The organism is Nocardia puris, from assembly GCF_036051655.1.
Taxonomy (GTDB): Bacteria; Actinomycetota; Actinomycetes; order Mycobacteriales; family Mycobacteriaceae; genus Nocardia; species Nocardia puris.
The window spans coordinates 2,643,735-2,660,867 of record NZ_CP107943.1 but is presented as its reverse complement, the minus strand read 5'-3'; the positions used below and the strand labels follow the sequence as shown (position 1 = coordinate 2,660,867).

Genomic DNA, 17,133 nt, shown 5'->3' with positions numbered 1-17,133 from the left:
GCGTGCGAGAGCGCGGCCAGGTCGCGGTCGCGCGCCTGCCGCAGCAGGTCCGCGAAGGACGCGCGCGGATCGACCTCGGTGCGCAGCACGACGGTGTTGACGAACATGCCCACCAGGTCGTCGAGTTCGGCCGCGCCGCGCCCCGCCACCGGCGCGCCGACGGTGATGTCGGCCGAGCCGGAGAGCTTGGCCAGCAGCACCGCGAGCGCGGCGTGCACGGTGGTGAACAGCGTCGTGCCGTGCTCGCGCGCCATGGCGTCGAGCGCGCGGACCAGCTCGGCGTTCGCCTCGAAATCGAGGGTGCCGCCGCTCATTTCGCGCTGCGTGGGTCGCGGTCGATCGGACGGGAGCGCGAGCACTTCCGGCGAGCCCGCCAATTCGGTGGCCCAGTAGGCCAATTGGCGGCTGCCGAGGGCATCCGGGTCGTCGGCGGCGCCGAGCAAGGTGCGCTGCCATTCGCTGTAGTCGGCGTACTGGATGGCGAGCGGAGACCAGTCCGGCGCGCCGTCCGCCGCGCGAGCGACGTAGGCCCGCACCAGATCCCGGGTGAGCGGGGCGACGGAGTAGCCGTCGGCGCCGATGTGGTGCAGCACGACCAGCAGGACGTGCTCGCGCGCGCCGAGTTCGAACAGCGCGAGGCGGGCCGGAGGCGCGGCGGTGATGTCGAAGCCGGTGGCGACGAATTCGGCGATGCGCGAGTCGATCTCGTGCGCCTCGACCTGGATGGGCGTGAGGTCGGGGGCGACCGTCGCCAGCACCTCCTGCACCGGACCGCCGGCCGTGTCGGGGTAGCGGGTGCGCAGGGACTCGTGCCGGTCGAGCAGATCTGCCACCGCCGCCGCGAGCGCCGCGCGATCCAGCGCGCCGGTGAGGCGCAGCGCGGCCGGGATGTTGTAGGCGGCCGACTCCGGCGACAACCGGTTCAGCACCCACATGCGCTGCTGCGCCGGCGACAACCGCGCGGGCCCGGGCCCGGTGCGGCGCACCAGCGGTGGCCGGGCGGCCGCGCCGGGCTCGGCCAACCGGCGGGCCAGCCCGGCCACAGTCGGCGCCTCGAACACGGCCGCCACCGGGACCTGCGTCCCGAGCGCCGCACCGAGCCGCGCCGCGAGCTTGGTGGCCAGCAGCGAATTGCCGCCGACGGCGAAGAAGTCGGTGTCCGCGCCGACGCGCTCGAGGCCGTCGATCAGCTCGGCGAACGTGTCGGCGACCAGTCGTTCGACCTCGCCGCTGGGCGCGCGGAACCCGGCATCGGTGAACACCGGCTCGGGGAGCCGGGCGCGGTCGACCTTCCCATTCGCGTTGAGCGGCAACGCGTCCAGCACGATCACCGCGGCGGGCACCATGTAGGCGGGCAGATGTTCGGCCAGCTCGGCGCGCAGCTCGGCGGCGAGTCCGGGCGCATCGTGGTCACCCACCGCCGCGTACGCGAGCAGCCGGCCACCGGCCGCCACGGCCACCGCCGCACGCACCCGGGGTAGTCGCCGCAGCGCGGATTCCACGTCACCGAGTTCGATGCGGAATCCGCCGATCTTGACCTGGAAGTCGGCGCGCTCCAGGTACTCCAGGCTGCCGTCGGCGCGCCAGCGCACCACGTCGCCGGTGCGGTACATGCGGTCGGCGCCGGCGAACGGATCGGCCACGAAGCGGTCCGCCGTGAGCGCGGGCCTGCCGTGATACCCGCGCGCCAGCTGCGCGCCGGCCAGGTACAGCTCGCCCGCCACGCCGACCGGCACCGGCCGCAGCCTGCCGTCCAGCACGTAGACCCGGCTGTTCCACGCGGGCCGGCCGATCGGCACCGAGTACGGCGGCACCTCGGCCACCTCGTGCGCGGTGATCGACACCGCCGCCTCCGTGGGGCCGTACAGGTTGTACAGCCGCGCGCGTCCGTCCGCGCGTGCCACGAACTCCGACGCGGTCGCGACCGGCAGCGCCTCACCGATCGCCAGCACCCGGCGCAAGGTGGCGGGCAGCGGGCGGGCCGATTCGCCCGGCGCGGTCGCCAGCAACATCGCGAGCAGTGACGGCACCGCGTACAGCGTCGAAACGCCGTACCGGGCCAGGTGTGCGTGCAGCCGGTCGGGATCGCGCTCGTCACCGGGGGCGGTGACGATCAGCGCGCCGCCCGTGGTGAGCGGCGACCAGAACTCCCACACGGACAGGTCGAAGGTGGCCGGCGTCTTCAACAGCGTGCGGTCGGTCGCGTCCAGCGCGAAATGCGTGCGCAGCCAGATCAATTGGTTGACGATCGCCGAGTGCGGGACGGTGACGCCCTTGGGCAGGCCCGTCGAGCCGGAGGTGAAGATGACGTAGGCCGGGTGCTCCGGTCGCAGCGGACGCACGCGGTCGCGATCGGTGACGGGCGTCGCCGAGAGAGAGTCGAGATCCACCCGGTCCACGGCGATCACGGGGAGTTCGGTGTCGACCGGCATGCCGTCGGCGGCGGTGGTGAGCACGCAGGCGGGCGCGGCGGTCCGCAGGATGTGGGTGATGCGCCCGGCCGGGTGATCCGGGTCGATCGGCACGTACGCGCCGCCCGCCCGCACCACCGCGTACATCGCGACCACCAGGCCCACCGAGCGGCGCATGGCCAGCACCACGGTGCGCTCCGGCCCGACGCCGCGCGCGATGAGCTCGCGCGCCAACCGGTTCACCCACGCGTCGAAATCCTCGTAGGTGAGCGCGATTCCGGTGGCCGCGTCGATGAGCGCGACCGAGTCGGGGGTGAGTGCCGCCTGCCGGCCCGCGAGATCGGAGAGCGTCGCGCGGGCCACCGGACGGGCGGTCTCGTTCCACACGGACAGCACGGTGTCACGATCCGCGCCCAGCACATCCAGATCGCCGACGACCGTATCCGGCGCGGCCGCAATATGTTCCAGCACGCAATAGAACTGCGCGAGCACGCGGTCGGCCGTCTCGGGCTCGAACAGGTCCGTCGCGTACCCGAGGCTCAGGTCGATACCTTCAGCCGAGCCGTCGGCGGCGTACCGGTCCACGGCGAACAGGTGCAGATCGAATTGCGCGACGCCGTTGTCGAATTCGAGTTCGCGCACGGTGAGCCCCGGCAGCCGCAGGGTGCCACGCTCGTGGTTCTGGAACGAGTAGCCGACCTGGAACAGCGGGTGCCGCGCGGTGGAGCGCTCGGGGTTGAGCACCTCCACCAACCGCTCGAACGGCACGTCGGCGTGTGAGAAGGCGGCGATGTCGGTGCCCCGCACCCGGTTCAGCAGCGCCGCGAAGGGCTCGCCGCCGTCGACGGCGCTGCGCAGCACCAGCGTGTTGACGAACATGCCGATCACGTCGTCCAATTCGGCCTCGCCGCGCCCGGCGACCGGGGTGCCTACCGCGATGTCGCCGGTGCCGGAGAGCCGCGCCAGCAGGGCCGCGAACGCCGCGTGCACCACCATGAACAACGTGGCCCCGTGCGTACGGCCCAGGGACGTCAACGCCTCGTGCAGGCGCGCGTCCACGGTCAGCGCGGTCTTGCCGCCGCGCAGGCTCTGCCGCGCCGGGCGCGGGTGATCGGTGGGCAGCGTCAGCTGATCGGGCAGCCCGGCCAAAGTGTCGGTCCAGTGGGCGATCTGCTCGGCGGCGCGCGAGGCCGGGTCGGACTCGTCACCGAGCAGGTCCCGCTGCCACAGCGCGTAGTCCGCGTACTGGACGGCCAGCGGCGACCAGGACGGCGCCCGATCATCGAGGCGGGCGGTGTAGGCGGTCATGAGGTCGCGCACGAACGGCGCGACCGAGGAGCCGTCGGCGGCGATGTGGTGCAGCACGGCGGCCAGCACCACGTCGTCCGCGGCGCCGTCGACGCGGAACAGCCGCATCCGCACCGGGATCTCGGCGGTCACGTCGAATCCCGTGGCGGCCAGCTCGCGGATGCGCTCCGGCAGTGCGGATTCCGGTACGTCCACCGGGTACAGCGACGGAATCGCCTGCGCGGCGGGCAGAATCCGCTGCGTCGGCGCGCCGTCCACCTCGGGGTAGGTGGTGCGCAGGGATTCGTGCCTGCCGATCACGTCGGCCAGCGCCGCCTGGAGCGCGGGCACGTCCACCGCGCCGGTGAGCCGCAGCGCCAGCGGGATGTTGTAGGCGGCCGAGGCGCCGTCGAAGCGGTTCAGGAACCACATCCGCCGCTGGGCGGGCGAGAGCGGCAACCGGTCCGGCCGCGCGCCCGCGACCAGCGGCGGACGCGCCGCACCCGGTTCGGCCGCCTGCACCGCCGCCGCGAGTTCGGCGACCCGCGGCGACTCGAACAGCGTGCGCACCGCTACCGTGCGGCCCAGCGCCGCGCCGATCCGCGCGGCGGCCTTGGCAGCCAGCAGGGAGCTGCCGCCCAGGGCGAAGAAGTCGTCGTCCGCGCCGACCGGGCGCGCGTCGGCGGCGAAGCCGAGCACCTCCGCGTACACACCGGCGACGATCTCCTCGGCCGGCGTCGCAGGCTTGCGGTAGGCGGTGGCGGTGAAGACCGGTGCGGGCAGCGCCGCGCGGTCGAGTTTCCCGTTGACGGTCAACGGAATCCGCTCCAGCGTGACGATCGCGGCGGGCACCATGTGCTCCGGCAGCGTGTGCGCCAGCTCGCGGCGCAGCGCGGCGGTGTCCAGGTCGCCCGCCTGCACCACGTAGGCGACGATCCGCTGCTCGTCGGCCAGGTCGGCGCGCACCACCACGGCCGCCTCGCGCACCTCGGGCGCGGCCAGCACGGCGGCCTCGATCTCGCCGAGTTCGATGCGGAAGCCGCGCAGGTTCACCTGCTGGTCGGCCCGGCCCAGGTACTCCAGATCACCGTCGGCGGTCCAGCGGGCCAGATCCCCCGAGCGGTAGGCCAGGGACCCGTCGGCGGCGTACGGATCGGCCACGAACCGGCTCGCCGTGAGCGCGGCTCGCCCGAGATAGCCGCGCGCCAATTGCCCACCGGAGACATAGATTTCGCCGGGCACGCCCACCGGCACCGGGCGCAGCCTGGCGTCGAGCACGCGGACGGTGAGCCCCGGAATGGCCCCGCCGATCACGCTGGCCGCGCCCCCGCCGGGCGTGAGCAGGCGGTGCGATACGTGCACGGTGGTCTCGGTGATGCCGTACATATTCACCAGGCGCGGCGAGTCGGGGTAGCGCTCGAACCAACCCGCCAGGCGCTGCGGTTCCAGCGCCTCACCGCCGAAGATCACGTGGCGCAGAGCGAAGTCGGCGGGCTCGGCCGCCGCGTCGGCGGCGATGAGCTGGTAGAACGCCGACGGCGTCTGGTTGAGCACGGTCACCCGCTCGTCCACCAGCAGCGCGCGGAACTGGTCGGGCGAGCGCGAGGTGAAGTAGTCGACCACCACGAGCGTGCCGCCGTAGAGCAGCGCGCCCCACAGCTCCCACACCGAGAAGTCGAAGGCGTAGGAGTGGAACATCGTCCATACGTCGTCGGCGCCGAACCCGAAGCGCTCCTCGGTGTTGTCGAACAGCCGCACCACGTTGCGATGCGGCACCACAACACCTTTGGGTCGCCCGGTGGAGCCGGAGGTGTAGATGACGTAGGCGGTGTGCGCCGGGCGCAGCGGGGCGCGGCGGTCGGCGTCGGTGAGCGGCGCGGCACTCGCGGCGGTCTCGGCGCGCACGTCCAGGACCGGTCCGCCGAACCAGCCGCGCGGCAGCCCCGCGTCGGCGTGCGTCAGGGCGCAGACCGGGCGGGCGTCGTCGAGCATGTACTCGATGCGGTCGGCCGGGTAGCCGGGGTCGATCGGCAGGTATCCACCGCCCGCCTTCACCACGGCGAGCAGGGCCACGATCAGGTCGGCCGAGCGCGGCAGAGCCACCGCCACCAGCGACTCCGGGCCCACGCCCGCCGCCATCAGCCGCCGTGCCAGCCGGTTGGACCTGGCGTCGAGTTCGCCGTAGCTGAGCGTGGTGTCACCGGCGCGCACCGCGACGGCGGTGGGGTCGAGCGCGGCCACCCGGGCGAACCGCTGCGCCAGGGTCTCGTCCCGCGCCCGGCCGGGCCCGGTGCTCGCCCATTCGTAGAGCGCCCGCTGCTGTTCCTCGCCGGAGAGCAGTTGGATATCGCCGACCACCACGGTGGCGTCGGCGGCCACCGCGGCCAGCACCTGGGTGAAGCGGCGGCCCAGCACCGCGACCGTTCCGGCGTCGAAAAGATCGGTGGCGTAGGTGATCTCGATGTCGAGGCCGTCGGCCCGGGACTCGGCGTCGCCGGTCTCGACCACGGTGAACTGGAGATCGAATTCGGCGGCGACGGCGTCGATGTCGAGCGGGCGCACCGCCAGCCCGGCCGCCCGCAGCGACGGCAGGGTGAAGTTCTGCATGGTCAGCGCCACCTGGAACAGCGGGTGCCGGTTGCGGGCCCGGCTCGGCGCCAGCGCCTCCACCAGCCGCTCGAACGGAAGGTCGGCGTGCGAGAGCGCCTCCAGATCGCCGGTGCGGACGTCGTCGAGTACGCTCTCGAACCTGGCGCGCGGATCGACCGCGGTGCGCAGCACGAGGGTGTTGACGAACATGCCGACCAGGGCGTCGAGTTCGGCCACGCCGCGCCCGGCGACCGGTGTGCCGACGGCGATATCGGTACCGCCGGACAGGCGCGCCAGCAGCACGGCCAGCGCCGCGTGCACGGTGCTGAACAGCGTGGTCTCGCGCTTGCGGGCCAGTTCGCGCAGTTCGCTGTGCAGATCGGAATCGATGCGCAGCCGGTGCGTGGCGCCGCGGCCGCTGGAGACGGCGGGGCGGGGGCGGTCGGTGGGCAGGTCGAGCTGTTCGGGCAGGCCGTCCAGGGTGCGCCGCCAGAAGGCGAGCTGGCGGTGCGCGCGGGACGCGGGATCGTCGTCGGCGCCGAGGATTTCGTGCTGCCACAGCGTGTAGTCGGCGTACTGCACCGGCAGCGGCGCCCAGTCCGGCGCGGCGCCCTCGCGGCGGGCGGCGTAGGCGGACAGCAGATCCCCGGCGAGCGGGCCGAGTGAGAACCCGTCGGCGGCGATGTGGTGCAGCACCAGGACCAGCACGTGGGCCGGTTCGCCTGGCAGCGCGAACAGGTGCGCGCGCCACGGCGTCTCCTCGGTGAGGTCGAAACCCCCTTGCAGCACAGCCGAAGATGCGCCGGGAGAGATCAGGCTCCGCGACGGTCTCCGCGGACAGCTCGACCGTGGCGGGCGCGGGCAGGATCACCTGCTCGGCCCCTTCCGGCCCGGCGGGGAACACCGTGCGCAGGGTCTCGTGGCGGGCCACCACGTCGGCCAGCGCCCTGCCGAGTGCCGCCACGTCCAGCGGGCCGTCCAGCCGCAGTGCGACGGGGATGTTGCCGGTCGCGTCGCCGGGGCCGTCCGCGTCGGTGAGGAAACGGTTGAGGAACCAGATGCGCCGCTGCGCCGGCGAGAGCGGCAGGCGTTCGGGACGCGGACGCGCGGTCAGCGCCGGACGCGCACCGGAGCCGCGCAGCGCCTCGCCGCGTTCGGCCAGCGCCGCCACCGTCGGCGCCTCGAACAGCACCCGGACCGGCAGGTGCGCGTCCAGGGCCGCGCCGAGCCGGGCGGTGACGCGGGTCGCGGTGAGGGAGTTGCCGCCGAGGGCGAAGAAGTCGGTGTCCAGGCCCACCCGATCCACGCCCAGCACATCGGCGACGGCTTCGGCCACCATGCGCTGCACCGGAGTCTCGGGCGCGCGGTACTCGACGGACGCGAGGTCGGGGGCGGGCAGCGCCTTGCGGTCCAGCTTCCCGGAGGCGTTGAGCGGGAACTCGTCGAGCACCACGAGCGCGGCGGGCACCATGTAGGACGGCAGTCGTCGCCCCAGAGCCGCTTTCACGTCCACGGGCGCGGGCACCGCACCGGGCGCCGGGATGACGTAGGCGACCAGCGTCTCCCCGTCCCGGACGACGGCGACGGCTTGGTCCACCTCGTCCAGCGCGGTGAGCGCGGTCTCGATCTCACCCAGCTCGATGCGCAGCCCGCGCAGCTTCACCTGGAAGTCGGTGCGGCCCAGGTACTCCAGCTCCCCGTCGGCGCGCCACGCCACCAGATCGCCGGTGCGGTACATCCGCTCTCCGGCCGCGAACGGGTTCGCGACGAACCGGTCCGCCGTGAGATCCGCCCGCCGCACGTACCCGCGCGCCAACTGCGCGCCCGCGAGGTACAGCTCACCCGGCACACCCACCGGCACCGGGCGCAGCCACGAATCCAGCACGTACACGCGGGTGTTGAACACCGGCGTGCCGATCGGCACGGTGTGGACATCTGCGTCGGTGACCTCGTGGTAGGTCACGTCGACCGCAGCTTCGGTCGGCCCGTAGAGGTTGTGCAGGCGCGCACCGGTCAGTTCGCGGAACGCGGCCGCCGTCGCGGCGGGCAGCGCCTCGCCGGAGGCGAACACCATCCGCAGCGAATCACACTGTGCCGCCGCTTGTTCGGATCCGGAAGCGTCCGTCGCCCCGGCGGGCACCGGCAGCGCCGAGAGCGAACTGACGAAGGCGGCCAGCATGGACGGCACGAAGTGCGTGACGGTGACGCCCTCCCGTTGAGTCAAGTCCGCCAGGTAAGCGGGGTCGCGATGACCTTCGGGTTCGGCGATCACCAGGCGCGCGCCGATCTGCAAGGGCCAGAAGAACTCCCACACCGACACGTCGAACGTCGCGGGGGTCTTCTGCAACACCACATCATCCGTGGTCAGCCCGTACTTCGTCTGCATCCACACCAGACGGTTCACGATCGCCGCGTGCGATACCGCCACACCCTTCGGGCGACCGGTCGACCCAGACGTGAAGAGCACGTACGCGGTGTCGTCCGGGCGCGGCGTGCCGAGGCGATCGTCGTCGGTGAGCGGCGCGTCGGAGTAGTCCGAGGTATCGAGCAGATCCACATCGAGCACCGCCCACGGCCGCGTCCCGTCGGACGGCAGGTCGAGCCCGTCCTCGGTGCGGGTGAGCACACATACCGGGCGCGCGCCGTCGAGCACGTGGGCGATGCGCTCGGCCGGGTGATCGGGATCGACCGGCACGTACGCGCCGCCCGCCGTGAGCGTCGCGTACAGGGCGACCACCTGATCGATCGAGCGCCGCGTCGCGACGGCCACCGTGCGGTCGGGGCCCACACCGATCGACACCAGCAACCGGGCCAATCGGTTCACCCGGGCGGCGAAGTCGCGGTAGGTGAGCGTCGCGGGGTGGAGATCGGGCACCGCATGGTTCAGCGCACCGCTGTCGAACCGCACCGCGACCGCGCCGGGGGTGCGCGACACCTGCGCCTCGAACAGCGAGACCAGCGTGGCCTCCCGATCGACGGCGTGGTCGGTGGCGTTCCACTCGCCGAGTACGCGGGCGCGCTCGGCGCCGGTGAGCAGGTCGAGTTCGCCGACGCGCACGCCCGGGTCGGCGCACACCGCGTCCAGCACCAGCCGCAGCCGGTCGGCGACGCGGGCGACGGTGTCGGCGTCGAACAGGTCGGTGGCGTACTCGAAGACCGCGGCGAGGCCGTCGCCGGTCTCGGTGAGGCTGAGCTGGAGGTCGAATTTGGCTGAGCGCGTATCGATGTCGAGTTCTTCGACGCGCAGCCCGTCGAGTTCGAGGTCGGCGCGGGCGGTGTTGCGCAGGTCCATCATGACCTGGAACAGCGGGTGCCGCGCCGCCGAGCGCTCGGGCTCGAGGGTGTCGACCAGCCGCTCGAACGGCACGTCGGCGTGGTCGAAGGCGCGCAGATCGGCGGCGCGCACCTCGGCGACGAGGTCGGCGAAGGAGAGGTCGGGCCGCACGTCGGCGCGCAGCACGAGCGTGTTGACGAACATGCCGACCACCTCGTCGAGGGCTTGGTCGCCGCGGCCCGCGACCGGGGTGCCCAGCGCGATGTCGCGCTGTCCGGAGAGCTTCGCCAGCACGGTGGCGAACGCGGCGTGCAGGGCCATGAACAGCGTGGCGTGGTTGTCCTCGGCGATCCGGCGCAGTCCGCGCACGGTCTCGGCGGAAATGGTGAACGCGTGCCGGGCGCCTCGGCCGGAGACCGTCGCGGGACGGGGGCGGTCGGTGGGCAGCGCGAGCAGATCGGGCAGTCCGGCTAGTTCGCCTGCCCAGAAACGCAATTGGCGGGCCAGCGGCGACTCCGGATCGCTTTCGTCACCGAGCACCCGCCGCTGCCAGAGGGTGTAATCCGCGTACTGGACGGGCAGCGGCGCGACTTGCGACTCTTCGCCGTGGCGGCGAGCGAGATAGGCGCGCACCAGGTCGCGGGCGAACGGCGCGATCGACCAGCCGTCGGCCGCGATGTGGTGCAGCGCCACTACCAGCACATGTTCGGTGTCGCCGACTCGCAACAGCGTCAGCCGCACCGGAGGCCGCTCGGTCAGCGCGAACGGCCGCGCGCCCAGCTCGCGGACATACTCCGGAACATCCTCCGCACGAACGGATTCCACGGCCAGCGCGTCGGCCACGGCCTCGACCGGCAGCACCTCCTGACGCGGGACCCCGTCCACCGCCGGGTATCTCGTGCGCAGCGCTTCGTGCCGGGCGAACACGTCGGCCACGGCGGCCGCGAACGCGTCGCGGTCCAGGTCACCGGTGAGACGCAGTGCGGCCGTGAGGTTCTCCGCCGCGGACTCGGTGTCGAACTGGTGGAGGAACCACATACGCCGCTGCGCGTAGGACAGCGGGATCACGCCGGGCCGCTCGGCGACCACCAGCGGTTCGCGCTCGCTGACCTCCGCCCCCGCCAGCGCCGCGGCCAGGCCGGCGACGGTGGGGTGCTCGAACAGCAACCGGACCGGCACCTCGCGACCGGCGCGGGCGGTAAGGCGCGACGCGATCCGCGTGGCGACCAGCGAGTTGCCACCGAGGGCGAAGAAGTCGTCGTCCAGGCCCGCACGCTCGACACCGAGTACCGCCGCGAAGACCTCCGCCACGGCGCGCTCAGCCTCGGATACCGGTGCTCGGAAAGTCTTGGCCGCCAACACCGGATCGGGCAACGCCTTGCGATCCAGCTTGCCCGAGGGGGTGAGCGGCATCGCGGGCAGCGTGACGTAGGCGGACGGCACCATGTACGAGGGCAGCACGCCCCGCAGGCGCGGCGCCAGCACCGCTGCCGCGTCCTCGGCGAGATCGCCCGTGACGTAGGCGACGAGCAGTTCGCCGGTCGCGTGCGCGAACACCCGCACGGCGGCCGCCCGCACCGGCTCGCACGCCAGCAGCGCCGCCTCGATCTCCCCCAGTTCGATGCGCTGGCCGCGCAGCTTCACCTGGAAGTCGCTGCGCCCCAGGTACTCCAGAGCCCCATCGCGCCCGCGCCGCACCAGGTCGCCGGTGCGGTACATGCGCGCGCCCGCCGGGCCGTGGAGGTTGGCGACGAACCGTTCGGCGCTGAGGTCGGCGCGGCCGTGGTAACCGCGCGCCACCTGGATGCCGGAGAGGTACAGCTCGCCGACGACGCCGTCGGGCACCGGATGCAACCGGGCATCGAGCACCAGCGCCTGACTCGCCCGCACCGCCCGGCCGATCGGCACGGCACCCGAGTCGACCGCCACCGGAGCGTGCGTGGCGTGCACGGTGAATTCCGTTGGTCCGTAAAGGTTGTGCAGTTCGGCAGGGCTGATGGCCGCGAAGGCCGCGGCGGCCTCGCCGGTCATGGCCTCGCCCGCGACGAACACGGTGCGCAGGCTCGCCACCGACGACGCGGGCGCCTCGGCGGCGAACACCGTCAGCATGGACGGGACGAACGACGTCATGGTGACGCCGTGCCGCGCGATGGTCGCGGCGAGGTAGGCGGTGTCGCGGTGCCCGTCGTGGGTGGCGACCACCAGCCGCGCACCGGTGCTCAGCGGCGCGAACAACTCCCAGACCGACACGTCGAAGGTCGCGGGCGTCTTGAACAGCACGACATCGGCGGGCCCGATGCCGTACTCCTCGGCAATCCAGCGCACCTGGTTTGCCACCGAAGAGTGCTGGACGGCAACACCTTTCGGGCGACCGGTCGACCCGGAAGTGAACAGGACGTACGCCGTGTTCGCGGGCCGCAGGGGGCGGAGGCGATCCGCGTCGGCCAGCGGTTCCGATGAGTAGGCCGACAGGTCGAGGGTGTCGATGGTCAGCACCGCAGGCTGCGGCTCGCTCGAGCGAGGGCCTTCGTGCGCGGAAACGTCCAACGCCGCGGCCGCACCTCGGCCGCCGACCACGCCCGACGCATCGCGGGGCAAGTCCCACCCGTCCGCAACCGTGGTCAACACGCACACCGGCCGCGCCGACTCGACCACATGACCGATCCGCGCCACCGGCTGATCCGGATCGACCGGCACATACGCACCACCCGCCGCCAGCACGGCGTAGGCGGCGGTGACGAACTCCGTCCCCCGCCGCATCCCCAGCACCACAAGCGATTCCGGCCCGACGCCATTCGCCGCGAGGTGGCGCGCGAGCCGGTTCACCCGCCCGGCGAACTCCGCGTAGGTGAGCGCCCGATTGCCTTCGACGACCGCCGCGGCGTCGGGCGTCCGGCGCACCTGCGCCTCGAAGGCCGAGAGCACGGTCTCCGCGACGGCGGGCGTAGGTTCGGGGGCGATCGCGGCGCGCAGTTCCTCGGCGTCCAGCAGCGGCAGCTCACCGACGATCGCCTCCCGGTCTCCGGTGAGCGCGGTGAGCACGCGGACGAAACGGCGGGCCAGCCCGGCAACGGTCGAGGCGTCGAACAGGTCTGTGGCATAGGAGAGTTCGGCCGGTATCCCCGCCGGTGCCGTGCCTTCCCCGAGCCCGGCACCGGCGGAGCCCGCGGTGACCGTCAGTTGGAGATCGAACTTGGTCACCCCGGCGTCCAGGGTACCGACGGACACCGACATACCGGGGAGTTCCACGCCGATATCGCCCGTGTCGTCCACCGAGAGCAGTACCTGGAACAGCGGGTGCCTGGCCTGCGAGCGCGGCGGGCCCACGGCCTCGACCACCTGCTCGAACGGCACCGCCCCGTGCTCGAACGCGGCCAGGTCGGCCTCGCGCACGGCGGCCAGCAGCTCGGCCACCGTGGCGGCCGGATCGACGGCCGTGCGCAGCGCGAGGGTGTTGACGAACATGCCGATCAGGTCGTCGAGTTCGCGCGCGCCCCGGCCCGCGACCGGGGTCCCGATCACCACGTCACCGGAGCCGGACAGGCGCGCGAGCAGCACGGCCATGGCCGCGTGCAGCACCATGAACTCGGAGACGCCGGAGGCCCGCGCGGTCGCGGCCAGCGCGCGCGCCAGCTCGGCGGGCAGCTCGAAGCGGTGCACGCCGCCGCGCCCCGAGGCCACGGCCGGACGCGGCCGATCGGTGGGCAGTTCGATCAGATCCGGCGCGCCCGCGAGGGCATCGGTCCAGAAGGCCAGTCCGCGGGCCAGCGGCGAGGCCGGGTCGGCGGGTGCCCCGAGCAGATCGCGCTGCCACAGGCTGTAGTCGGCGTACTGCACCGGCAGCACCGGCCACCCCGGCGCCCGGCCCTCCACGCGCGCGGCGTAGGCCGTCATCATGTCGGTGGCCAGCACCCGCAGCGACAGGCCGTCGGCCGCGATGTGATGCAGCACGATCACCAGGTCGTAACCACCGTCGGCCTCGAAAAGATGTGCCCGCAACGGGATCTCGCGCTCCAGGTCGAACACGTGAGTGATCGCGGTGTGCGGATCGGGCGCGTCGGTGATCAGTTCCTCGGCCGCGAACGGCGGCAGCACCACCTGGCAGGCGGGCTCGGCGTCGGCCCGCTCGGCGAGCAGCGCCGGGAAGACGGTGCGCAGCACCTCGTGCCGGGCGACCACGTCGGCCAGGGCGCTGCGCAGCGCGGGCAGGTCCACCGCGCCGCGCATGCGCACCGCGAACGGCATGTTGTAGTCGGCGCCGCGCTCGAACCGGCTCAGGAACCAGATGCGCCGCTGCGCGGGTGACAGGGGAACCGGCGACGGCCGCGGCACCGCCCGCAGCCGGCGGGTCGCGTGCGCGTCGCCGGTTCCCGCCATCCGCTCGATCAGCTCGGCGAGTTCGGACACCGTGGTGGCGGTGAACAATTCGCGGATGCCGAGCGAGCAGTCCAGATCGGCGGCCAACCGCGCGGCCACCCGGGTGGCCACCAGGCTGTTGCCGCCGAGGGCGAAGAAGTCGTCGGTGCGGCCGACCCGGTCGTGGCCGAGCACCTCGCCGAACACCCGCGCGACCGCCGCCTCGGCCGCCGTGGCGGGCGGGGCGTAGGAGTCGGCCACCCGGCGCGGGGCGGGCAGCGCGGCGCGGTCCAGCTTGCCGGAGGCGTTCACCGGCAGTGCCTCCAGCACCACGTACGCGGCGGGCACCATGTAGGCGGGCAGGCTGGCCGCCGCGGCGGCGCGCAACTGCTCGGGCCGCACCGTGCCCGGCTCGGCCTCCACCACGTAGGCGACGAGCTGTTCGCCCGCGCCCGCGTCGTCGCGCACCACGACCACCGCGCGCACCACCGAGTCGACGGTGCCGAGCACGGACTCGATCTCCCCGAGTTCGATGCGCAGGCCGCGTAGCTTCACCTGGAAGTCGGTGCGCCCCAGGTATTCCAGTTCGCCGCCGGTGGTCCAGCGGACCAGGTCGCCGGTGCGGTACATGCGGTCGCCCGCGGCGGCGGGCCCGCCGGGACCGGCGAACGGGTCGGCGAGGAACCGCTCGGCGGTGAGGCCGGGCCGCGCCACGTAGCCCCGGGCGAGCTGTACCCCCGACAGATACAGCTCACCCGGAGCCCCGACCGGCACCGGCCGCAGCCGGGAGTCGAGAACGTAGAGCCGGGTGTTGTACACCGGCGCGCCGATCGGCACCGAGAGCACGTCGGCGTCGGTCACCTCGTGATAGGTGACGTCGACCGCGGCCTCGGTGGGACCGTACAGATTGTGCAGCCGGGCGCCGGTCAGCACCCGGAGCCGCTGGGCCAACGCGGCGGGCAGCGCCTCGCCCGAGGCGAACACCCGCCGCAGCGAACTGTCCCGTGCGATGTCCTGGTGCGCCAGAAACACTTCCAGCATCGACGGCACGAAATGGGCGGTGGTGACGCCGTATTCGGCGATCACGCCGCGCAGGTAATCCGGGTCGCGGTGCCCGTCCGGTCCGGCCAGCACCAGCTGCGCGCCGATCTGCAAGGGCCAGAAGAACTCCCACACGGAAACGTCGAACGTCGCCGGTGTCTTCTGCAACACCACGTCGGCCGGTGTGAGCCGGTAGGTCTCCTGCATCCACACCAGGCGGTTCACGATCGCCTCGTGCGCCACCGCGACGCCTTTGGGCCTACCGGTGGATCCGGAGGTGAAGATCACGTACGCCGGGTGCGCCTTGCGCAGCGCCGCGACCCGCTCGCGCTCCCACACCGGCCCGTCGGGGTGGGCGGACAGGTCCAGCTCGTCCACCCGCACCACCTCGGCACCCGGGACGGCACCCTCTTCCGGGCCGGTCAGCACGCACGCCGGGCGCGCGGTGGCGAGGATGTGCGCGGTCCGGTCGGCGGGATGATCTGGGTCCAGCGGGACGTACGCCGCTCCGGCGGTGAGCACCGCGTACATCGCTACCACCAGCTCCGGTGAGCGCCGGAAGTGCAGCGCGACAAGGTCTTCCGGGCCGATCCTGCGCGCGATCAGGTACCGGGCCAGCCGGTTCGCCCGCGCCGACAGCTCCCGATAGGTGAGCGAGCCGCCCGCGGGCGACCACCGCAGCGCCACGGCGTCGGGCGTGCGCGCCACCTGCGCCTCGAACATCGAGACCAGGGTCGGCGCCTGCCCGCGGGTGGCGAGCAAGGTCGGCACATCCACGCCGGTCGCGTTCCAGATCCGGGTGCTGACCTCGGCTTCCAGCTCGGTCGCCGCGTCCACCCTGGCCATCGGCGTGTCCAGGTCGGCGGCCACCAGACGCTCCAGGTAGCGCAGGAACCTGGCGTGGTGACGGGCCAGATCGTCGGCCGCGTACAGATTCGGATTGGCCTCGAAATCCACGTGCACGCGGTCGCGTTCGCCGTAGTAGACGTTGAGGCTCAGGTCCTCCACCGGTCCGGTGGACAGCACGCGGTAGCGGCCGGTGGTGGCGCCGAGGGTCAGGTCGCTGCGGAACAGCATGATATTGGCCAGCGGGCCGAACAGTGCGCGTCGCGCCGGGCGGCCGTCGTGCTCGGCGTCGCGGCGGATGTCCTCGTGGCGGTAGCGCTGATGGCGCAGCGCGCCGGCCACCTCCACCCGGGTCGCGCGCAGCAGCTCGCCCCAGGTGGCCGAGCCGAGCCGCAGGCGCAGCGGCACGATATTGGACAGCATGCCCGCCGAGCGGCGCATCACGGCCGTGGTGCGCGCGGTGACCGGCAGGCTCAGCACCACGTCGTCGCGGTCGGTGAGCCGGGCCAGGTAGCCCGCGAACGCGGCCAGCAGCACCACCGAGATGGTCGAATCCTGGCTTTCGGCAAGGGTGTTCATACGCTCGGTGAGCAGGTCGGACAGTCCGCGCCCGACCACCAGGTTGCTCGCCGAGCGCGGCGCGGTGCGGGTGTCGAGGCTGGTGACGCCGTCGAGTCCGGCGATCCGCTCGGCCCAGTGCGCGCGGTCGGCGGCGAAGCGGGAGGTCTCGCGGTAGGCCAGTTCGCCGGCCACCAGATCGGCGAGCGCGCCCGGCGCGATCGGCTCCGGCTCGGTGCCGAGGACGCGCGCGGTGTAGCGCTCGGCGACCCGCATGGTGTTGGTGAGCGCGCCGTAGCCGTCCAGCACGATGTGGTGCGCCCGCAGGTACCAGAACCACCGCCGCTCGCCGACCCGCAGCACCGCGCCCGCGAAGAGCCGGTCGCGCACCAGGTCCACCGGCGTGCCCGCGTCGGCGCGCATCCATTCGATGGCCGCGGCGGCGGGATCGTCGTGATCGCGGAAGTCCACCAAGGGGATATCGATGGATAGCGCCGGGTCGACGCACTGCGCGGGCTCGCCGCCGTCCTGCGTCAGACGCACCAGCGTGGACTGGTAGTCCAGCGCCGCCTCGCGCGAAACCTCTTGCAGCACCGCCACATCGAGTTCGCCGCGGACGTCGACGTACTGCGCGACGTTGATGGGCACGTCCGGCTCCAGCAGCTGCGCGTACCACAGACCCAGCTGCGCGGGTGCGAGCGGGAACGGCGCGGGCCCGTGGACCTCCTCGTCCGGCGGCACGCTGAACCCACCCAACTCCGTACCGTGCAC

Annotated in this window: 1 pseudogene (cut by a window edge); it reads right to left on the bottom strand. The window is 73.0% G+C overall.

Going from position 1 to position 17,133, the window contains the following annotated elements:
* A pseudogene (locus OHB21_RS37735) lies at positions 1 to 17,133 on the bottom strand (non-ribosomal peptide synthase/polyketide synthase) (it extends 682 nt beyond the left edge of the window).